Source organism: Streptomyces sp. NPDC030862, from assembly GCF_055571835.1.
In genome coordinates this window covers 1-20145 of record NZ_JBVIEN010000018.1, presented here as the reverse complement: position 1 = coordinate 20145, position 20145 = coordinate 1, and the positions used below count along the sequence as shown (strand labels likewise).

Genomic DNA, 20145 nt, shown 5'->3' with positions numbered 1-20145 from the left:
GGGGGATCCGCCCGGACGGTGGCGGGGTGACTCGGACGGCGGGGGGTAGGGGGTGGCGGGTAGTGGGGGTGGCGGGGGCTCAGACGGTGGCGGCGGGCCGGCCGTCGTGCTGCTCGTCGCCGTGCTGCTGGTCTTCGTCGTCGCGCTCGGCCGCGTCCTCGAGGACGATCCGGCCGATGATCTCGTAGCGCCGGGGCTGCTTGGCCCGCAGGTAGAAGCCGAGACCGAGGCCGCCGAAGAAGACGAGGCCGACGATCCACGGGATGAGGGTGAAGAAGAGGGAGTCGGCGGCGAGGCCGGCGGCGGTCTCCATGTTGAGCACCAGCAGCACGACGACCGCCGTCATGCCGATGCCGCCGAGGAGGGGCGCGGTGAAGGTCTTGAACCAGTGCCGGTCCTCGGGGTGGTTCTTGCGGAAGTAGCCGATGACGGCGAAGGAGCAGAGGGTCTGGACGATGAGGATCGCCATCGTGCCGAGGATCGCGAGCAGGGTGTAGAGATGGATGTACGGGTCCTGGCCGGTGAGCCAGAAGGCGCCCACGAGCGCGACGGCGATGGCGCTCTGGACGTACGAGGCGATGTACGGCGAGCCGTGCTTGGCGTGCGTACGGCCGAGGGCGGGGTGGAGGAAGCCCTCGCGGCCGATGGCGTACAGGTAGCGCGAGGCGCACTGGTGGAAGGCCATGCCGCAGGCGAAGGAGCCGGTGAGCAGCAGCCACTGGAAGGCGTCGACGGCCCAGGCGCCGATGTACGCCTGGGTGGGGTGGAAGAACAGGTCGAGCGGGGTGGCGGAGGCGGAGACCTCGACGGCGCCCTTGAGGCCGTTGCCCGCGATGGTCATCCAGGACACGTAGATGTAGAAGAGGCCGACGCCGATGACGGAGACGAGCGTGGCGCGGGGAATGACCCGCTTCGGGTCGCGGGACTCCTCGCCGTACATCGCCGTGGATTCGAAGCCGACCCACGACCAGAAGGCGAAGAAGAGGCCGAGTCCGGCGGAGGTGCCGGTGAAGGCGTTGGCCGGGTTGATGGGCTCGGTGGGTATGCCGTCGGGGCCGCCGCCCGCGATGAGCACCGCCGTGGCCACCGCGAACAGGACGGCGATCTCGGCGACGAGCATCACGCCGAGCGCCTTGGCGGTGAGGTTGATGTCGAAGTACGCGAGGACGGCGGTGACCGCGAGCATCCCGGCCGCGTACAGGATCCACGGGAGGTCCACGCCCAGCTGGTCGGCGACGGTCGTCTTGGTGAAGTAGGCGAAGACGCCGACGATGGACGCCTCGAAGACGATGTACGCGAGGACGGCCAGCATGCCGGAGGCCATGCCGGCGATCCGGCCGAGGCCGTGCGAGATGTAGCCGTAGAAGGCGCCGGCCGCGGTGATCCGCTTCGCCATGGCGACGTACCCGACGGAGAAGACGGTCAGGACGAGCGTCGCGAAGAGGTAACCGGCCGGGGCGCCGGTGCCGTTGCCGAAGCCGACCGCGATGGGGAGGTTTCCGGTCATCGCGGTGATCGGTGCGGCGGTGGCGACCGCCATGAAGACGACGCCGACCAGTCCGACGGAGTTCGCCTTGAGCCGTTGCACCTGGTGCGCTTCGGGGGTGTGGTTCTCTGCCATGCCGGGAGACCCTCCTCCAACGTGACGTACGCCACAAGCGACATGCGGTCATACAAATGCCGTGCCGGGGCGACGACTTGTCGAGGGGTGCGGCAGGTCGTCACCGGCGCGTGATGTCGGCGCGGCGGCGGGGCCGGTAGCGTCCGGCTGCATGAGCTCGATGGATGGTCAGGGCAGCCGGGGCGATCACGGTGGCGGGATCACCGTGCGGCGCGCGCTGGAGCTGCCCGGTCTGCGCGGTGGTCTGCCGGAGGTGGTGGCGGGCGCGGAACGGCTGCACCGCACGGTGCGCTGGGTGCACGCCGGTGAGGTGCCGAACATCGCGTCGCTGCTGAAGGGCGGCGAGCTGCTGCTCACGACGGGCCTCGGCCTGGGTACGCGCCCGGCCGAGCAGCGTGCGTTCGTGCGGCGGCTGGCGGAGCGGGGCATCGCGGCGCTGGTGGTGGAGCTGGGGCCGAGGTTCTCGCGGCTGCCGGCGACGATCGTGGAGACGGCCCGGGCGGCGGGCCTGCCGCTGGTGCAGCTGCACCGGGAGGTGCCCTTCGTCTCGGTCACGGAGGAGGTCCACACCGAGATCGTCAACGGCCACTACGCGATGCTGCGGCAGGCCGAGGAGGTGCACCGGCGGTGCACGGAGGCGCTGCTGGGCGGGGGCGGGGTGCCGCAGGTGCTCTCCATCCTGGCCGACTTCGCCGCCAACCCCGTCTTCCTGGAGACGGCGGACGGGCAGTTGCTGTACGCCGCCGGGACCGAGTCCGGCCCTTCGTGCGCCGATCCGCTCCAGGTGTGGGACGGGCTGCGCGGCCAGCGGGCGGCGCGGGAGGCGGAGCCGCCGGCGGGCGCGGTGCTGGTGGACGTGCCGGGCGGCGGCCCGGGCGCGGCGGCCGTCCGGGCCCGGCTGGTGATCCTGTCCGTCTCGGGGGTGCTGTCCCCCGTGCACCGCATGGCGGCCGAGCGGGCGGCGGGCATCCTGGCGGTGGTGCTGATGCAGGCCCGGCAGGAGGAGGAGCTCGCGGCGCGGGGCCGGGGCGACTTCCTGACGGACCTCGCGGAGGGCCGCATCCCCGCCGAGGAGGCGCCGGCGCAGGCCCGGGTGCTCGGCTTCAAGCCGGGCGACGGCCCCCTGCTGCCGGTCGTCATGCGCCTGGCCTCGGCGTCGCCGCCCGCCGGGAACTGGTCCCTGCTGACCCGGGCCGTCCTGGAGGAGCTGGGCGCGGTGGGCGTCCCCGTACTGCTGGGCGTCCGCCCGGTCGAGGGCCGGGTGCCGCTGCTGCTGGGCCTGCGCACCGAGTCCGAGCGCACGGCGGTCGCCGACCGCGTGGCGGCCGCGCTGCGGGCGGGCGTCTCCCGCGCGGGCCTCGAACCCACGGGCGCCGGGGCGCCGGTCGTCGTGGTCGGCGTCCCGGGCAACTGGGCCGCGGCCTCGGCGGGCCTGCGCCACGCGGCCGAGACCGCGACGGCCGCGCAGGGCCTCCCTGACCGCCCCTGGTACGACGCGCGGCGCCTCGACATCGACCTGCTCCTGTGGCGCCTGAGCCACCACGGCGAGGGCGCCGCCCTGGCCGCCTTCGTGGACCGCGCGATCGGCCCCCTCCGCGACCACGACCGCACCTCCCGCCCGCCCCTGCTCCCCACCCTGGAGACGTACCTGGCCCACGCGGGCCGCAAGGCGGAGACGGCCCGCGAACTCCACCTCAACCGCCAGACCCTCTACAACCGCCTGGCCCGCATAGGCGACCTCCTGGGCACGGACCTCGACGACCCCCAGACGGTCCTGGCCCTCTCCCTGGCCCTGCGGGCCCGGCGGCACACCTCCTGATGCGGGCCCGGCGCGACATCTCCCGCGGACAGGGGGAGTCCCGCACCTCCGGCGGGGACCCGGCCTATTCGCCGCGTAGCGTCAGGCGCCGGGTCCCGGGTCCGGGTGGACCGGCTCCTTGATGCCCGCCCTGGCGGCTTCGAGCTGAGCGGCGAAGGCGATACCGAGGAAGAGGGCGATGCCGGTCACGTTGGCCCACAGCAGCAGCGCGACAAAAGCCGTGAGGGGGCCGTACACGGCGCCGAACGAGCCGCTCCTGCCGATGTAGAGGGCGAGCAGCCAGGTGGCAACGACCCAGAGCAGCAGGTGGACACCCGAACCGAAGACGAGCCATGTGTAGCCGGGCTGGTCGCGGCGGGGTGCCCAGCGGAAGATCACGGCCGAGGCCAGCGCCGCGAGCAGTACCCCGACCGGAATGTGCAGTGGCTGCCACCAGTCGAGCAGCGACGGGGACCAGTGCAACGCCTGGACCACCGACTCGCCGATGTCCCGGCCGGCGACGATGGCCAGGAAGCCGCCGCCCAGGGGGAGCCCCGCACACACGGCCAGCAGCACACCCCGGCCGTACTTGGCGAGGAAGGGGCGATCGCGTTCGATGCCGTAGATCCGGTTGCAGCCACGCTCGATCTGCCCCATGGCGGAGGCGAGGTTGAGGATGGCGAAACCGAGCCCCAGCCACATGGCGACGGCGCCCGCGATGTCCGCCCCGGCGCTGCGCCGGGTGTCGCTCAGGGCCTGCCGGACCAGGTCCGCACTGGTTCCCGGCACGATCCTTGCCAACGCCAGTTCGATGGCCTGCCCGAGGCCCTCCCTGTGCATGGTCGTGGCCACTCCCACCAGGGCGATGGTGAACGGCACGATGCCGAGAACGACCTGGTACCCCAGGGAACGGGCGAAGCTGAAGCCGTCCGCGTACCGGAAACGGACGAAGGAGTCGAGGAACAGCTCGCGTCCTCCGTAGTGGCGCAGCGCGGTGAACGCCTCGTCACCGGAGAGCTCCTCCCCGACCATGTCCCGCGTCTGCGGCACATGCACGACCGTGCCCATGTCGTCCCTTCCGCCGAGGCGCCGGCAGTCTCTTCCCCGCGTGCGGCAGTCCCCACCGCATGGATAGTGCCTGCCATGTGCCCCCTGGGGGAGGGCGTATACCCACGCGGTCCTCAGTCCTGCCCGTCCCGCCGGTGCGGACCGCCCTTGCCCCCGCCGCCCGCGGCGCACAGGTGAGGGGGCGCACAGCGGGGGCGCGCCCTCGTCAGGGGCTCTGAGGGGGCTGTCTACGGATTCGTGAACGCGCGCACAGCTCGTCGTACACGCTCAGCACCTGCACCACCGTCTCGTCCTCCGTCGGCCACGTCCCCGCCTGCACCCGCCCCGCGGCCGCCAGCTCCGCCCGCCGCACCGGGTCGGCGAGGAGCCCCGACACCGCCTGGGCCAGCGCGCCCGCGTCCCCGTACGGCACCAGGACCGCCGCGTCGCCGACGAGTTCCGGCACTCCGCCCACCGCCGTCGCGACCAGCGGGACGCCGAGGCGCAGGGCCTCCTGGGCCAGTGGGGCGCGGGCCTCCCAGCGACTGGGGAGGAGCGCCACGTCGGCGGCGGCGAGCAGGGAGGTGACGTCGTCGCGGCGCCCGAGCAGCCGTACCGGCAGGCCGTCGGTGTCGATGCGCCGCTGCAGCGCGCCCCGCTGCCGCCCCTCGCCGGCGACGGCGACCAGCGGCACGGGGTCGTGGCGCAGCCACAGCCGGGAGGCGTCCAGCAGCGTGCCGTAGCCCCGGTGGGTTTCGAGCGCGCCGACCGCCATGAGCAGCGGCCGGTCCATCACGCCGAGGTCGGCGCGGGCCTTGCCGTCCGGGGCCTCGGGGCCGCGCCGGGGCGCGGGGATCGAGACGGGGCCGAGGCGGGCGTCGCGGGCGCCGCGCCGCCGCGCGCGGTCCACCAGTTCGGACGACGTACCGAGCACGACGGCCGCCGCCCGCACGGCCTTGCGCTCCATCAGCCGGAGCAGCCTCGCCCGGGCGGGCCCGTCCGCGAGCGTACGCGTGTGCCAGGTGACGACGAGCGGCACGCGCCGGCGCTGCTGCGCCTGCGAGCCGAGCGCCAGCGCCGCCCGCACTCCGGCGTGCACGCCGTGCGCGTGCACCACGTCCGCGCCGGCGCACGCGGCGCGCAGCACGGCGATGGCGAGGGGGTCACTGCGCCGCGGCACGGGCACGAAGTGCGCGCCGGTGCCGAGGTAGTCGTAGTCGTGGTCGAGTTCGGCCGGGGCGCACACGGTCACCCGCACGCCCCTCGCCACCAGCCCGGCGGCCAGTGATCTGACATGAGCGCTGCTGCCCGCGCTGCCGCCGCCGAGCACTTGGACCGTACGCAGCTGTGTCACGCGCCCAAGAATGCCAGTCCGTACGCGCGTTCCGGCACCAGCGAGGCCCCGTTCCCGTGTCCGGTGGCGTAACCTCGCAGCCCGCATCACTCACATGGGTGAACCTGCGATACGTCGGCTGACTTGGTCCCCGTACACCGCCGCCGCGACGACCCCGGCCGCGTGGACCACCAGTCCCACCCGGCCGTTGGCGGCGGCGATCGCTGTGCCGAGTGCCGCGCCCAGCGCGTGGGCGCCCGCGTCGCCGAGCATGGTGCGCTCCCCCAGGTCGTCGCCGACGATGGCTGCGGCGGCCCCCATGGACGCGAGGGCGAGCGGTTCGGGCCCGCGCAGCAGCCCCGGCGTACTGAGCGTGAGCACGGCGAGGGCGGCCCGCCCGGGGCGTACGTATGAGGTTGACGAGGTGCGCGGTACCGGCGATGACCACGCCCGCGAGGACCTTGTCGACGGGCCGCGCCTTGAGCAGTGCGCCCGCGGCGAGCCCGGCGGCCCCGATCCCGAAGAGCTTGACGGCGCCGCTGGTGACCTCCCCGTCGCGCAGGGCCCCGAGGTGGGCGCGGAAGCCGCGCCGGTGGTCGCCGTTGCGGTCGTCGTACGCTCCGCAGACCCCGGCCGCGAGAACGGCCGGCGCGGCGGCGGCGCGCGTGGGGGCGGGGAGCGCGCCGAGGGCGGCGCCCACGGCCACCGCGGGCCCGGCGTACAGATCGACGGCCCGCCCGGCGTAGTTGGTCCGCTCCCACCGCCGGTCGCCGCCCCGGCGCCGCCGCAGCCCGGCGTAGACGGCACGGGTGGCCCCGGCGGCGAGCCCGAACGCGATGGCACTCCTGCGCAAGTTCTCGATCATGAGTGCCAGCCTAGGACGCGGTCAGGGCCCGTTGTCAGTGGCGTCTGTCACTCTCTGTCACGTACCGATCGAATTCGTGAGGAGGGCCTACCCATGACGAGGTCCAGCTCCAGGAAGCACCCGTCGTCGGCGCGGCAGGAGGCCGGGCGAGCCCGGCGGGCGCGGCGGGACCCGCAGGCCCCGCCGGGCGCCCCTCAGCCGTCCGCCCGCGCCGCCGCCAGCAGCTCCTCCGCGTGCGCCCGCGCCGTCTCGGAGTCCTCCTGGCCGGCCAGCATCCGCGACAGCTCCCGCACCCGGTCCTCGCCCTCCAGGACGGTGACGCCGGAGCGGGTCACGGAGCCGTCGTTGGTCTTCTCGACCAGCAGCTGGCGGTCGGCGAAGGCCGCCACCTGCGGCAGGTGTGTGACGACCACGACCTGCGCCGACTTGGCGAGCTTGGCCAGCCGCCGCCCGATCTCCACCGCCGCCTTACCGCCGACACCCGCGTCGACCTCGTCGAAGAGGTACGTCGGCACCGGGTCCGTGCCGGCGAAGACCACCTCGACCGCGAGCATCACGCGCGAGAGCTCACCGCCCGAGGCTCCCTTGGCGATCGGCCGGGGCGGGGCGCCCGGGTGCGGGGCGAGCAGCAGCTCGACCTCGTCGGCGCCGTGCGGCCCGTACGCCACCGTCCGGCCGTTGACCTCCACACCCTCCGGATCCTCGGTCTGCCGGATGGCGAAGGACACCCGCGCGTGCGGCATGGCGAGCGACGCCAGCTCCGCCGTGACCGCGTCGGCGAACCGCGCCGCCGCCTCGGTGCGCGCGTCCGTGAGCGCCTGCGCCAGCCCGGAGAGCTCGTCGCGCAGGGTGTCCCGCTCGGCCGTCAGCTCGCCGATCCGGTCGTCGTCGCCGTCCAGTTCGGTGAGCCGGGCGACACCGTCCTCCGCCCACGCCAGTACGGCGTCGATGTTCTCGCCGTACTTGCGGGTGAGCGAGGTGAGCGCGGCCCGCCGCTCCTCGACGGCGGCCAGCCGCCGCGGGTCGGCGTCCAGGTTGTCGGCGTATCCGGCGAGCTCGCCCGCCACGTCCGCGAGGAGGATCGAGATCTCGCCGATCCGGTCGGCCAGCGCCGCCAGCGCGGGGTCGTGCGACCGTACGGCCTCCAGGGCCCGGCCGGCGCCCGCGACGAGGGTGGTCGCGTCGACCGCCTCCGGGTCCTCCGGGTTGCCGGCGAGCGCGCCGTGCGCGAGCGCGGCGGCGGACGCGAGCGCCTCGGCGTGGCCGAGCCGCTCGGCCTCGGCGGCCAGCTCGGCGTCCTCACCGGCGCGGGGCTCGACCGCCTCGATCTCGGCGAGTCCGAAGCGCAGCAGATCGGCCTCCTGGGCCCGCTCCCGCGCCCGCGTGGTCAGCTCCTCCAGCTCGGCGGAGACGGCCCGCAGCCGCCGGTACGCCTCGCTGTACCCGGCGAGCGGCCCGGCGACCGCCTCCCCCGCGTACCGGTCGAGCGCGCCCCGCTGCCGGGCCGGCTTGAGCAGGCCCTGCTGGTCGGTCTGGCCGTGTACGGCGACGAGGTCGTCGGCGAGCTCGGCGAGGACGCCGACGGGCACGGAGCGCCCGCCCAGGTGCGCCCGCGAGCGGCCCTCCGCCGAGATGGTGCGGCTGACGATGAGGGCGCCGTCGTCGAGTTCGGCGCCCGCCTCCTCGGCCCGTACCGCCGCGGCGTCGCCCGGCGCCACGCTGATCCGGCCCTCGACGACGGCCGACGGCGAGCCGATCCGCACCAGGGCCGGGTCGGCGCGCCCGCCGAGCAGCAGCCCGAGGCTCGTCACCACCATGGTCTTGCCCGCACCGGTCTCGCCGGTCACCGCGGTGAAACCGGGTGACAGCTCGACCACCGCGTCGTCGATGACTCCGAGCGACCGTATCCGCATCTCCTCCAGCACGGAGAAGACCTTACGAGGTCCGGAGCCCGGAGTGCGACGGCCCCCGCCCCGCGTCGCCGATCCCGCAGGTCGCGCCCGCGTCATCCGGGCCCCGGTCAACCTACGTGCTCCCCGGATGTCACTCCACGGAGTGGCGGGGGCCGGCGGCGCCGCCGGAGTGCACCGGGTTGACCGCGCTCCAGTCGCGCCGTCCGCGGCCTTCGGCGAGCGCAGCGTCGAACTGCGCCAGCACGCCGTCGAGGAGCGGGTGCCGGTCCTCACCGGCTTCCCCGGCCATGCGGGCGGCGTAGGTGAGGTCCTTGTGGGCCCACTCCACCTGGAAGTTGGCGGGCTCCGGCGGGCTGAGGTAGCTGTCCCAGGCGAGCTGGGTGACCACACCGCCGGGGCGCTCCACCAGCGCGGGCCCGACCTGGAGCGGGTCGAGGCCCACCGCCTCCGCCAGACGCAGGGCCTCGCCCAGTCCGGCGAGGTGGACGGCCTGGAGGGCGTTGAGGACCAGCTTGAAGCGGGTGCCCGCACCGGCCGGTCCGAAGTGCTTGACCTCCTTGGCGATGGCGTCGAACACCTCGTGCAGCCCGGGGAGCCGGGAGGCGTCGCCTCCGGCGAGCAGCACCAGGTTCCCGGTCCTGGCGCCGGCGGCCCCGCCCGTCAGCGGCATGTCGAAGAAGACCGCGCCCTGCCGCTCGCACGCGGCGGCCAACTCCTCCACCCAGCCCACGGAGAGCGTCGCCGAGGCGACGAGCACCGCGTCCTCCCGCGCTCCGGCCAGGATGCCGTCCGGCCCCTGCCACACCTGCCGGGACGAGGCGTCGTCGGCCGTCACCTCGAAGACGACGTCGGCCCGGCCGGCGGCCTCGGCCGGGGTGGCGGCGATCACCGCGCCGGCGGCGGCAAGCCCTTCGACGCGCCGGGGGCTGCGGTTCCACACCACCACCTCGTGCCCGTGCCGGAGCAGGTTCTCGGCCATGCCCCCGCCCATGATGCCCACGCCCACCACGGCGACCTTCGCCATCGGAACCTCACTTCACTCGTACGACCGCGCCCGCCCGAAAGTCTGCGCCATCGCCCTCGCGCGGCGCACACCCGCCCAAGGCGGGCCCGCCGCCGCCCCGGTGGCACGCCTTCGCGCAGCCAGGAGCCGCGACGTCCAGGACGTCCGGCACGGGCCGGAGCAGGCCCCGGACAGGGTCGCCGTCCACCGCCCCTAGTGCGGCGCCCCCCGCCACCCCGACACCGGCAGGGCGAACTTCGCCACCAGCCGGTCGGTGAACGACGCGTGGTGCAGCCGCGCCAGCCGTACGGGCACGGCGCCCCGGCGGACCTCCACCCGCGCGCCGGCGGGCAGTTCGACGGTGCGGCGCCCGTCGCACCACAGCACGCCGTGCGGCGTGTGCGGCTCGACCTCCACCGCCAGCACCGAGTCGGGCGTGGTCACCAGCGGCTTGGCGAAGAGCGCGTGCGCCCCGATCGGCACCATCAGCAGCGCCTCCACCTCGGGCCAGATCACCGGCCCACCCGCCGAGAAGGCGTACGCCGTCGAGCCGGTCGGCGTCGCGCAGATCACGCCGTCGCAGCCGAACCCGGTCACCGGCCGCCCGTCGATCGCGAGGACGACCTCCAGCATGCGCTCGGCCGACACCTTCTGGACGGCGGCTTCGTTGAGCGCCCAGTCGGTGTGCAGCACGTCGCCGTTCTCGTACACGGCGACGTCGAGGGTCATGCGCTCCTCGACCTCGTACGCCCGTGTCACCACCCGGTCCACGACCTTGTCGAGGTCGTCGCGCTCGGCCTCGGCGAGGAAGCCGACCCGCCCCAGGTTGACGCCCAGCATCGGCACGCCGGAGGCGCGCGCGAACTCGGCGCCGCGCAGCAGCGTCCCGTCACCGCCGAGCACGATCAGCAGCTCGCAGCCGTCGAGCACGCCGGGCGTCGCCTCGGGGACCGTCTCCACGGTCGGCGGCAGCGGCAGGTCCGCCGCCTCCGCCGCCAGGACGCGTACGCCGATGCCGCTGCGCAGCAGCCCGAGGACGACCAGCTCGGCGCTGCGCACCGCAGCCGGCCGGCCGGTGTGCGCGAGCAGGAAGACGGTCCGTCCGGTCGTCGCTTGTGGTGCCGCTGTCGTCGATGTCACCGAGGTCCCTCCGCCACAGCCCGGTCCACATCCGCCGGATCCAGGGCGGGCGCCCCCGCCCGCAGCCACAGAAAGTACTCGACGTTGCCGGACGGCCCGGGCAGCGGGCTCGCCGTCACGCCCAGCACACCGAGCCCCCGCTCGGCGGCGTGGCGCGCCACGCCCCGCACCGCCTCCGCGCGCAGCTCCGGGCTGCGGACCACTCCCCCGCTGCCCAGCCGCTCCTTGCCCACCTCGAACTGCGGCTTCACCATCAGCACCAGGTCGGCGTCGGGCGCGCAGACCCGCACCAGGGCGGGCAGCACGAGCCCGAGGGGAATGAAGGAGAGGTCTCCCACGACCAGGTCCACCGGCTCTCCGTCGATCGCGTCCAGCGTCAGCTCACGTACGTTCGTACGGTCCTTGACGGTGACGCGTTCATCGCTCTGCAGCGACCAGGCGAGCTGCCCGTACCCGACGTCGACGGCGACGACGTGCGCGGCCCCGGCGCGCAGCAGCACGTCGGTGAAGCCGCCGGTGGACGCGCCGGCGTCCAGCGCCCGCCGTCCCTCCACCTTCAGCCCGCGCGGTACGAACGCCTCCAGCGCCCCGGCCAGCTTGTGCCCGCCGCGCGAGACGTAGTCGGGGTCGGTGTCGTCCTGGGCGACCACGATCGCGGCCGCGGTCTCCACCTGGGTGGCGGCCTTGGTCGCGGTGGCGCCGCCGACGGTCACCCGCCCCGCCGCGATCAGCTGGCTCGCGTGCTCGCGCGAGCGGGCGAGCTTGCGGCGTACCAGCTCGGCGTCGAGACGGCGGCGTGCGACTCCTGCCACGTTCGGTTCAGCTCCTGTGTTCGTACGGCGAAGGCATCGGCGGGCGCGCGTCGAGCGCGGTCAGCGCGTCCCGCAGCCCCCTGTGTACATCCTCGTACACCTCGAGGTGACCGTCCGCAGGGAGGTGGTCGGCGTCGCCCAGCCGCTCGAGACCGGCGTCGACCCCGGGATGGCCGGTGGGCACGCGCTCCACGCCGAGGGGCGCAGGCGCCGCCGGCTCGTGCGCCCCGGGCTCGTGCGCGCCGGAGTCGTGCGCGCCGGAGTCGTGCGCGTCGGGCTCGTACGCCTCCGCCGGCGCGGGCGTCACCGCCGGCGCGGGCGTCACCGTGGCCGTCACCGGGCCCGTCGCCAGGGCCGTCCCCGGGCCCCCCTCCTCGGGCATCACGTCGCTCATGCCCAGACGCTACCGCGAAGCGCTGGGGTACGGTCGGTGGCGATGGCCACGATCGAGGAGTGCCGCAGCGCACTCGACAGACTTTCCGACAGCCTCACGCGGGCGAACGGCGAGGTGCGCGACGCCACCGCCCTCGACCGCACGCTCAGCTGCCACATCACGGACCTCGACGTCACCTTCACCGGCCGCCTCGCGGGCGGCCGGATCGAGGTCGGCGACCAGGTCGAGGGGCCGCCACCGGAGCGGGCCGAGATCCGGCTGGCGATGACCGGTGACGACCTGGTGGCGCTGGTGGACGGCGGGCTGAACTTCGCCAGGGCCTGGGCCTCCGGCCGCGTCAGGCTGGAGGCCGGCTTCCGCGACGTCCTGCGGCTGCGCTCACTTCTGTAGCGCGGGCGCCACCCGGGCCTTGCGCGCGGCCGGCACCACCAGCGGAGTCCCGGTCTCCGGGTCCTCGATGACCTGGCAGCGCAGCCCGAAGACCCGCTCGACCAGCTCCGCGGTGACGATCTCGCTCGGCGGACCCTCGGCGATGATCTCCCCGCCCCGTACGGCGATGAGGTGCGTGGCGTACCGCGCCGCGTGGTTCAGGTCGTGCAGGACGGCGACCAGGGTGCGTCCCTGCGTCTCGTGCAGCTCGGCGCACAGGTCCAGCACGTCGATCTGGTGCTGGATGTCGAGGAACGTCGTGGGCTCGTCGAGCAGCAGCAGCGGCGTCTGCTGGGCGAGCGCCATCGCGATCCACACGCGCTGGCGCTGGCCGCCGGAGAGCTCGTCGACGTACCGGTCGCCGAGCTCGCCGACGCCGGTCGCGTCCATCGACTCCTGGACGATCCGCTCGTCCTCCGGGGACCACTGCCGCAGCAGCCCCTGGTGCGGGTAGCGGCCGCGGGCGACGAGGTCGGCGACGGTGATGCCGTCGGGCGCGATGGACGACTGCGGCAGCAGGCCCAGCGTGCGGGCGACCTTCTTGGCGGGCATGGAGTGGATGGCCTGGCCGTCGAGGAGCACACGGCCCTCGGCGGGCTTCAGCATCCGGGACAGCGCGCGCAGCAGCGTCGACTTGCCGCAGGCGTTGGGGCCGACGATCACCGTGAAGGAGTTGTCCGGGATCTCGACCGACAGATCGCGGGCGATGATCCGCTGCTCGTAGGCGAGCGTGACCGACTCGGCGCTGAGCCGCTGGTGCTGGCGCTGCATGGACGTACTCCTGGCGTTCTCGTGGTTCGTGGGGGTCATATCCGGCCTGCCCTGCGCTCCGTGACCAGCAGCCACAGCAGGTACACACCGCCGACGACGCCGGTCACCACGCCCACCGGAAGCTGCCGGTCCCCGAAGGCGTTCGTGGCGGTCCAGTCCGCGATCAGCAGCAGCGCGGCACCGGTGAGCAGGGAGGCGCCCAGGTTCGGCCCGGGCGAGCGGGTGAGCCGGCGGGCGACCTGCGGGGCGCTGAGCGCGACGAAGGTGATGGGTCCGGCGGCGGCGGTGGCGACGGAGACCAGCAGGACGGCGGAGGCCGTGAGCGCCACGCGCGTGCGCTCCACCTTCACGCCGAGGGCGTACGCCGCGTCGTCGCCCATCTCCAGCATCCGCAGCGGCCGCCCGTACGCGAGGACCACGGGGATCAGCACGCAGGACACGGCGAGCAGCGGCCAGAACTGGGTCCAGTCGCGCCCTTCCAGCGAGCCGGTCATCCAGACGGTGGCGCGGGTGGCGTCCACCAGGTTCGCCTTGGTGATCAGGTAGTGGATGACGGCGGTGAGCATGGCCGCCACACCGATGCCGACGAGGACGAGCCGGAACCCGTGGACGCCCCGCTTCCAGGCGAGCAGGTACACGGCCGCGCCGGTCAGCAGGCCGCCGACGACGGCCCCGGCCGCGACGGCGGCGGAGTCACCGTCGAAGAGCACGATCACGGTGAGCGCGCCGACGGTCGCACCCTGCCCGAAGCCGATCATGTCGGGGCTGCCGAGCGGGTTGCGGGTGAGGGACTGGAACACCGCGCCGCCCAGGCCGAGCCCCGCCCCGACGAGGACCGCCACGAGGACGCGCGGCAGCCGCAGGTCCCACACGACGAAGTCCTGCACCACCGTGCCGTCGCCGAGGAGCGTGGCGACGACGTCGCCGGGGGCGAGGGGGAAGTCACCGCTGCCGATGAGGACGACCCCGGCCGCGAGCGTCACCAGGAGCAGGCCGAGGGCGACGCCGAGGCCGCGCGGCTCGACCCGTACGGAGAGCCCGCCGGGCATGCGTATCACGCGTGTCGCTTTCACAGCTGGGCCATCCTCTTGCGGCGTACGAGGTGGATGAAGACGGGCCCGCCGATGACCGCGGTGACGATGCCCACCTGGAGCTCGGCCGGCCGGGCCACGACCCGCCCGATGACGTCGGCGCCGAGCAACAGCACCGGCGAGAGGACGGCCGCGTACGGCAGGATCCACCGCATGTCGGGGCCGGTGAGCGCCCGTACGAGATACGGCACCGCGAGCCCGACGAAGACGATGGGCCCGCAGGCGGCGGTCGCGGCGCCGCACAGCAGCGTCACCGCGACCATCGCGAGCACGCGCGTGCGGTTGAGGTTCGCGCCCAGCGCGCGGGCGGTGTCGTCGCCCATCTCCATGGCGTTGAGCGGCCGCGCGATCAGCAGCGCGAGGACGACCCCGACCACGACGAACGGCGCGACCTTGCCGACGGTCGCCATGTCGGCGGTGGCCAGCGAGCCCACGGTCCAGAACCGCAGCCGGTCCAGCGCCGCCGCATCCAGCAGCTGTACGGCGTTGACGTAGCCGTACAGCGCGAAGGTGGCGGCGGTCCCGGCGAGCGCGAGGCGCACGGGCGTGGCGCTGCGGCTGCCGCCGAGGACGTACACGACGACGGAGACGAGCGCCGCCCCGGCGAACGCGAACCACACGTACCCGGACAGGGAGGTGATCCCGAAGAAGCTGATGGCGGTGACGACGGCGGCGGCGGCGCCCGCGTTGACGCCCATGAGCCCCGGCTCGGCGAGCGGGTTCCGGGTCAGCGCCTGCATGACGGCCCCGGACAGCCCGAGCGCGACACCGACGAGCAGTCCCATCAGGGTGCGCGGCATGCGCAGCTCGGCGATGACGACGTCGTTGCCGGTACCGGAGTTGTGGAACACGCCGTGCCACACATCCCCGACGGGAACCGGCTTGGCACCGATCACGATGCTCGCGACACACACCAGCAGCAGGACACCGACGGCCCCCAGCAGCCCCAGCGCACGCACCGAATGGCGCCTGCGCGGCTGGGCGGCGGGTATCGGCTCCGCGCTCACTTCGGAAGGACTCTCGACCAACACCCGGTTAGGTTAGCCTATCCTCCTTTCGCCACCAGCCGCCTGACCTGCACAGCCGCGGCGTGGCAGCCGAGGAGAGTACGGAACCAACGGCTGCAAACAGACGGAAGGGGCGGACCGCGGAGCCGACGCGCCGACGGCGGAACGACGAACGGCCGCCGATCGGGCCACCGGACCGGCGGGCCACGGCGGGACCGCGCCGAAGAGCCCCATTCCCACGTCCGGCCGCTCACGCGACCGCCCGCCCCGCGAGGGATCGCTCCCCTGACGAACCCTCACCACCCCAGCCGCGCCAGCGCCTTCCCGGCGTCCAGCCCGCACGCCCCCGCACCCGCCTGGGCCCACGCCGCCGCGCACAAGGCCCGCAGCCCGTCCAGGGTCTCGCCCTCGCCCTCCAGCGCCAGCGCGCCGCCCCCGCTCACCGACGCGGTCCAGCCCCCGCAGACGAACCCGTCCGTCGCCGACCCCGTCACCTCGGGCTGCCCGGTAAGGAGCCCCCGCAGATCCGCGTCCACGTACGTCGGCCGGTGCTCCGGCACGGCCGCGAGCAGCTGCGCCGGGTCGGTCACTCCGGTCAGCACGAGCAGCGAGTCCACGCCCCCGTTGAAGGCGCCCTCGATGTCCGTGTCGAGCCGGTCCCCGACCACCAGCGGCCGCTCCGCGCCCGTCCGCAGGATCGTCTCGCGGTGCATCGGCGTCAGCGGCTTGCCGGCGACCTGCGGCTCCGCGCCCGTCGCGATGCGGACGACCTCCACCGCCGCGCCGTTCCCGGGCGCGATGCCCCGCGGGCCGGGGATCGTGAGGTCGGTGTTGGACGCGAACCACGGAACCCCGCGCGCGACGGCGTACGCCGCCTCCGCGAACCGCCCCCACGGCAGCTCCGGCCCCCCGTACCCCTGCACCACCGCCGCCGGGTCGTCGTCCGCGGACTCCACGGGCACCAGCCCGCGCTCGCGCAGCGCGACCCGCAGCCCCTCACCGCCGATCACCAGCACCCGCGACCCCTGCGGCACCTGCTCGGCGATCAGCCGCGCGACGGCCTGCGCGGAGGTGACCACGTCCGTCGCCTCCGCCGGCACGCCCAGCTCCGTCAGATGCGCCGCCACGGCCTCCGGTGTCCGCAGCGCGTTGTTGGTGACGTACGCCAGGTGCATGCCACCGGCCCGCGCCGCCTCCAACGCGTCGACGGCGTACGCGATCGCCTCTCCGCCCGCGTACACCACACCGTCCAGGTCCAGCAGCGCGGTGTCGTACGCCTCGCTCAGCGCGGTCGCGCTTCCGCTCGGCCGCGTCCGGGCCGCCCCGGCCGCCGGAGCCTGCGCCGCCCGGTCCGTGCCGTCCATGCCGTCCGTGCCGTCGCCGTGCCGCTGCAGCGCCATGTCCGTCGTCCTCCCTGCGAATCCACTCCCTCGATCATCGCTCATGGCGCGTCCCACATACGATGCTGGGATGAACAGCACAGGTCCTGCGGCCAACGACGGTCTGCACCTGCTCCCCTTCCGTGGGCTGCGCTACGACGCCCAACGGGTCGGCAGCCTCGCCGCGGTGACCTCCCCGCCGTACGACGTCGTCGTACGGCCCGACGGCCTGAACCACCTGGAGTCGGCCGACCCCCACAACATCGTCCGGCTGATCCTCCCGCAGGCCGCCACCAACGGCGCCCGTCACCGCCAGGCCGCCGAGACCCTCGACGCGTGGCTCGCCGACGGCGTCCTCGCCCCGGAGCCCGAGCCCGCCCTGTACGTGTACGAGCAGCGCAAGGGCGACCTCCTCCAGCGCGGCCTCATCGGCGCCCTGGAACTCTCCACCCCCGCCGAGGGCGTCGTCCTGCCGCACGAGGACGTGATGCCGCACGTCGTCGAGGACCGCGCGGCCCTGATGCGGACGACCGCCGCCAACCTGGAGCCCCTGCTCCTCACCTACCGCGGCAACGGCAGCGCCACCGGCGCGACCGCCGTCATCGAACGCACCACCCTGCGCGCCCCCCTCCTCGCCACCACCACGGAGGACGGCTTCAGCCACCGCCTGTGGGCCATCACCGACCCGGCCGACATGGACAGGATCGCCGCCGACCTCGCCCACCACCAGGCCCTGATCGCGGACGGCCACCACCGCTGGGCGACCTACCTGCGCCTGCGCGAGGAACACCCCTCCCCCGGCCCCTGGAACTACGGCCTGGTCCTCCTCGTCGACACGGCCCGCTACCCCCTCCAGGTCCGCGCCATCCACCGCCTGCTGAACCGCCTGCCCGTCACCGACGCGCTCGCCGCCCTCGACACCCACTTCCGGATACGCACCCTGGACGAAGGCACTCCGCTTCCGGCGGCCATGGAGGCCCTCGCCTCCGCCGCCGAGGGCAACGCCTTCCTCCTCGCCGGCGACGACGGCCGCCTCCACCTCATCGACCGCCCGGACCCCGCCCTACTGGTCCGCACGGTGCGCGCCGATCGCCCGGAGGCGTGGCGCACTCTCGACGCCACGGTCCTGCACGCCACCCTGATCGACCACATCTGGCGTGTCCCGGACACGCCGGAGCACATCGCGTACATCCACGACACCGAGGCCGCCGTCGCCCTGGCCGCCCGCCGAGGCGGCACGGCGGTCCTGATGCATCCGGTACGCGAAGAGGTCGTGCGCGACCTCGCCCGCCAGGGCGTCACGATGCCCCGCAAGTCGACGTCGTTCGGCCCGAAGCCCGCGACGGGCCTCGTGCTCCGCAGCCTCACGCTGGGCTGAAACGCAAAAAAGGGCGGCACCCCGGGATGGGGTGCCGCCCTTTCGTTGTCAGCGCTGGTCGCTCTGGTCGCCGTCCTCGGCGTCCGGCTCGTCCGCGTCGTCCTCCGCGTCCTCGTCCAGGACCTCGTCGTTCACGGCGGCGTCGACGAACTCGACGCCGTCCATCTCGGCGAGCCGGTCGGAGGCGTCGGTGCTGCCGTCCTTGTCGGCCTCCAGCGCCTTGGCGAACCACTCCCGCGCCTCGTCCTCGCGGCCCGCCTCCAGCAGCGCGTCGGCGTACGCGTACCGCAGGCGCGCGGTCCACGGCTGGATGGAGTTCGAGGCCAGCTCCGGGCTCTGCAGGGTCACGATGGCGGCGTCGAGCTGCCCCATGTCCCGGCGGGCCCCGGCGGCCACGAGCCGCATCTCGACCTGGCCGGCCTTGTCGAGCTTCTGCACCTCGGGCTCACCGGCCATCGCCATCGCCCGCTCCGGCCGGCCCAGCCCGCGCTCGCAGTCCGCCATGACGGGCCACAGCTCCACGCTGCCGGTCATCCGCCGCGCCGCCCGGAACTCGGCCAGGGCCTCGGCGTACTTCTGCGTGGCGTAAGCGGCGAAACCGGCGGCCTCCCGTACCGCGGCCACGCGCGAGGCGAGCCGCAGCGCGATGCGCGAGTACGCGTACGCCTGCTCCGGGTCCTCGTCGATGAGCTTGGCGACCATCACGAGGTTCCTGGCGACGTCCTCGGCGAGCGTCTTCGGCAGGCTCATGAGCTCCTGCCGCACGTCCTTGTCGATCTCGTCGCCGGTGACGTCCGCCGGAATGGGCAGCCGCTTGATGGGCTCCCGGTCCCGGTCCTCGCGCCGGAACCCACCGCGGTCGTCCCGCCCCCGGTAGCCGCCACCGCCGCCACCACGCCGGTCGTCACGCCGGTCATCCCGACGGGGCCCACGCGCCCGGTCATCCCGACGGAACCCGGGCCGGTCGTCACGGCGGTCATCGCGCCGGTCGTCCCGCCGCTGCATGCGGTCGTCGCGGGGGAAGGTGCCGCGGTCGCGGTCGTCGCGCCGGTCATCGCGACGGAACCCACCACGGTCGCGGTCGTCGCGCCGGTCGTCACGCCGCGGCGCCCGGTCGTCCCTGGGGAACGCCGGCCGGTCGTCACGACGGAAACCGGCACCGCGGTTGTCGTCACGCCGGTCATCGCGACGGAACCCACCACGGTCGCGGTCGTCGCGCGGAGCGTCACGCCGATCATCCCGCCGGAACGCCGGGCGGTCATCACGGCGGTCGTCACGACGGAAGCCGCCACCGCGGTTGTCATCGCGCTGGTACGCCGGCCGGTCATCACGACGGTCGTCACGGCGGAAGCCACCACCACGGTTGTCATCCCGGCGGAAGCCGCCGCCGCGGTTGTCATCGCGCCGCGGAGCCCGGTCGTCACGGCGGTCGTCCCGGGGGAACGCCGGCCGGTCGTCACGACGGAAACCGCCGCCACGGTTGTCATCGCGCCGCGGAGCCCGGTCGTCACGGCGGAAGCCGCCACCACGGTTGTCGTCCCGCCGATCGTCGCGGCGGAAGCCACCGCCACCGCCACGGTTGTCGTCACGACGCTCATCCCGCCGGTCGTCGCGACGGAAGCCACCGCCGGAAGGACGCGCGCCCCGGTCGTCGCGGCGCCCGTAGCCGCCCCGGTCGTCGGTACGACGGGGCCCACGGTCACGGTCGTCCCGACGGTCATCACGCGGAGCGTCCCGCCGGTCGTCCCGCCGGAACGCCGGGCGGTCATCACGGCGGTCGTCGCGACGGTCGTCGCGGCGGAAGCCACCGCCACCGCCACGGTTGTCGTCACGACGCGGCCCGCGGTCATCGCGCCGGAAGCCGCCCCGCTCGCCACCGTCCCTACGACGCGGCTCGCGCTCCGGACGATCGTCGGAGGAGTTGGTGGACATGGGCATGGCTCCTGTCATTCGGGTACCGCAGTCATTCTCGCGCAATCGGCCGTCCGACGCGCTTCGGGAAAATCCCGCGCAATTGAAAAAGGACCCTTGGTCCCAGCATGCACGCTGGGACCAAGGGTCCTTGAAAGATTGTTCGGCGGCGTCCTACTCTCCCACAGGGTCCCCCCTGCAGTACCATCGGCGCTGAAAGGCTTAGCTTCCGGGTTCGGAATGTAACCGGGCG

17 protein-coding genes, 1 rRNA gene and 1 pseudogene are annotated in these 20145 nt (G+C 74.2%); 3 read left to right on the top strand and 16 right to left on the bottom strand.

All coding sequences use genetic code 11. The annotated features are described in order from the left end of the window. Positions 1–79 precede the first annotated feature (79 nt). Complete coding sequence (locus ACZ42X_RS32360) at positions 80–1621, bottom strand: APC family permease (protein WP_468297702.1); 1542 nt, start codon at positions 1619–1621, stop codon at positions 80–82. Positions 1622–1781: 160 nt separating this feature from the next. On the opposite strand from ACZ42X_RS32360, the gene ACZ42X_RS32355 reads away from it, so the two are divergent. Further along, positions 1782–3440, top strand: a complete 1659-nt coding sequence (locus ACZ42X_RS32355; protein WP_468297765.1) for a PucR family transcriptional regulator — start codon at positions 1782–1784, stop codon at positions 3438–3440. 81 nt (positions 3441–3521) lie between these two features. Here the strand turns inward: ACZ42X_RS32355 and ACZ42X_RS32350 are convergent, their stop codons facing one another. The 8 genes and pseudogenes from ACZ42X_RS32350 to ACZ42X_RS32315 form a co-directional block, all read right to left on the bottom strand. Continuing rightward, positions 3522–4487 (bottom strand): YihY/virulence factor BrkB family protein, encoded by a 966-nt coding sequence (locus ACZ42X_RS32350; RefSeq protein WP_468297700.1) that lies wholly within the window; start codon positions 4485–4487, stop codon positions 3522–3524. A 205-nt stretch (positions 4488–4692) separates the two neighbouring features. Further along, a complete protein-coding gene (locus ACZ42X_RS32345) occupies positions 4693–5820 on the bottom strand; it encodes a glycosyltransferase family 4 protein (protein ID WP_468297697.1) in 1128 nt (375 codons plus the stop codon). 90 nt (positions 5821–5910) lie between these two features. After that, a pseudogene (locus ACZ42X_RS32340) lies at positions 5911–6664 on the bottom strand (hypothetical protein). 194 nt (positions 6665–6858) lie between these two features. Then, positions 6859–8577, bottom strand: a complete 1719-nt coding sequence (gene recN, locus ACZ42X_RS32335) for a DNA repair protein RecN (protein ID WP_468297762.1) — start codon at positions 8575–8577, stop codon at positions 6859–6861. 130 nt (positions 8578–8707) lie between these two features. After that, complete coding sequence (locus ACZ42X_RS32330) at positions 8708–9601, bottom strand: NAD(P)-dependent oxidoreductase (RefSeq protein ID WP_468297694.1); 894 nt, start codon at positions 9599–9601, stop codon at positions 8708–8710. Between the two features lie 192 nt (positions 9602–9793). Next, on the bottom strand, positions 9794–10720 hold the full coding sequence (locus ACZ42X_RS32325) for an NAD kinase (RefSeq protein WP_468297691.1): 927 nt from the start codon (positions 10718–10720) through the stop codon (positions 9794–9796). Continuing rightward, positions 10717–11532, bottom strand: a complete 816-nt coding sequence (locus ACZ42X_RS32320; protein ID WP_468297688.1) for a TlyA family RNA methyltransferase — start codon at positions 11530–11532, stop codon at positions 10717–10719. The genes ACZ42X_RS32325 and ACZ42X_RS32320 overlap by 4 nt, the downstream gene beginning before the upstream one ends. Positions 11533–11539: 7 nt before the next feature. Next, positions 11540–11926 carry a hypothetical protein gene (locus tag ACZ42X_RS32315; protein ID WP_468297685.1) on the bottom strand — a complete coding sequence of 129 codons (387 nt, stop codon included), beginning with the start codon at positions 11924–11926 and terminating at the stop codon, positions 11540–11542. A 42-nt stretch (positions 11927–11968) separates the two neighbouring features. On the opposite strand from ACZ42X_RS32315, the gene ACZ42X_RS32310 reads away from it, so the two are divergent. Beyond that, the gene (locus tag ACZ42X_RS32310) at positions 11969–12316 is read left to right on the top strand and encodes an SCP2 sterol-binding domain-containing protein (protein ID WP_468297681.1); all 348 of its coding nucleotides are present in this window, start codon (positions 11969–11971) and stop codon (positions 12314–12316) included. On the opposite strand, the gene ACZ42X_RS32305 is transcribed toward ACZ42X_RS32310, so the two are convergent. From ACZ42X_RS32305 to ACZ42X_RS32290, 4 genes are all read right to left on the bottom strand, one after another. Beyond that, on the bottom strand, positions 12305–13126 hold the full coding sequence (locus ACZ42X_RS32305) for an ABC transporter ATP-binding protein (RefSeq protein WP_468297678.1): 822 nt from the start codon (positions 13124–13126) through the stop codon (positions 12305–12307). The genes ACZ42X_RS32310 and ACZ42X_RS32305 overlap by 12 nt on opposite strands. A 35-nt stretch (positions 13127–13161) precedes the next feature. Next, positions 13162–14175 (bottom strand): FecCD family ABC transporter permease, encoded by a 1014-nt coding sequence (locus tag ACZ42X_RS32300; protein ID WP_468297759.1) that lies wholly within the window; start codon positions 14173–14175, stop codon positions 13162–13164. Positions 14176–14195: 20 nt separating this feature from the next. Beyond that, entirely contained in the window at positions 14196–15209 is a 1014-nt protein-coding gene (locus ACZ42X_RS32295; RefSeq protein WP_361422436.1) for a FecCD family ABC transporter permease, read from the bottom strand. A 311-nt stretch (positions 15210–15520) separates the two neighbouring features. Further along, positions 15521–16588, bottom strand: coding sequence for an HAD-IIA family hydrolase (locus ACZ42X_RS32290; RefSeq protein ID WP_468297756.1), 1068 nt, complete (start codon positions 16586–16588; stop codon positions 15521–15523). Between the two features lie 106 nt (positions 16589–16694). Here ACZ42X_RS32290 and ACZ42X_RS32285 point away from each other — a divergent pair, with 106 nt between their 5' ends. Beyond that, positions 16695–17981, top strand: a complete 1287-nt coding sequence (locus tag ACZ42X_RS32285; RefSeq protein ID WP_468297675.1) for a DUF1015 family protein — start codon at positions 16695–16697, stop codon at positions 17979–17981. A 48-nt stretch (positions 17982–18029) separates the two neighbouring features. Here the strand turns inward: ACZ42X_RS32285 and ACZ42X_RS32280 are convergent, their stop codons facing one another. The 3 genes from ACZ42X_RS32280 to rrf form a co-directional block, all read right to left on the bottom strand. Then, positions 18030–18791, bottom strand: a complete 762-nt coding sequence (locus ACZ42X_RS32280) for a tetratricopeptide repeat protein (protein ID WP_468297753.1) — start codon at positions 18789–18791, stop codon at positions 18030–18032. Further along, positions 18728–19813 (bottom strand): hypothetical protein, encoded by a 1086-nt coding sequence (locus ACZ42X_RS32275; protein WP_468297774.1) that lies wholly within the window; start codon positions 19811–19813, stop codon positions 18728–18730. Before ACZ42X_RS32275 ends, ACZ42X_RS32280 begins: the two co-directional genes overlap by 64 nt. Positions 19814–20053: 240 nt before the next feature. Continuing rightward, positions 20054–20145: ribosomal RNA gene (rrf, locus tag ACZ42X_RS32270) — 5S ribosomal RNA — on the bottom strand; the annotation flags it as partial.

Coding starts and splice junctions, on each gene's coding strand:
- ACZ42X_RS32360 (WP_468297702.1), bottom strand. CDS start 1,621: ATGGCAGAGAACCACACCCCCGAAGCGCACCAGGTGCAACGGCTCAAG.
- ACZ42X_RS32355 (WP_468297765.1), top strand. CDS start 1,782: ATGGATGGTCAGGGCAGCCGGGGCGATCACGGTGGCGGGATCACCGTG.
- ACZ42X_RS32350 (WP_468297700.1), bottom strand. CDS start 4,487: ATGGGCACGGTCGTGCATGTGCCGCAGACGCGGGACATGGTCGGGGAG.
- recN (WP_468297762.1), bottom strand. CDS start 8,577: ATGCGGATACGGTCGCTCGGAGTCATCGACGACGCGGTGGTCGAGCTG.
- ACZ42X_RS32330 (WP_468297694.1), bottom strand. CDS start 9,601: ATGGCGAAGGTCGCCGTGGTGGGCGTGGGCATCATGGGCGGGGGCATG.
- ACZ42X_RS32315 (WP_468297685.1), bottom strand. CDS start 11,926: ATGAGCGACGTGATGCCCGAGGAGGGGGGCCCGGGGACGGCCCTGGCG.
- ACZ42X_RS32310 (WP_468297681.1), top strand. CDS start 11,969: ATGGCCACGATCGAGGAGTGCCGCAGCGCACTCGACAGACTTTCCGAC.
- ACZ42X_RS32305 (WP_468297678.1), bottom strand. CDS start 13,126: ATGCAGCGCCAGCACCAGCGGCTCAGCGCCGAGTCGGTCACGCTCGCC.
- ACZ42X_RS32300 (WP_468297759.1), bottom strand. CDS start 14,175: ATGCCCGGCGGGCTCTCCGTACGGGTCGAGCCGCGCGGCCTCGGCGTC.
- ACZ42X_RS32290 (WP_468297756.1), bottom strand. CDS start 16,588: ATGGACGGCACGGACCGGGCGGCGCAGGCTCCGGCGGCCGGGGCGGCC.
- ACZ42X_RS32285 (WP_468297675.1), top strand. CDS start 16,695: ATGAACAGCACAGGTCCTGCGGCCAACGACGGTCTGCACCTGCTCCCC.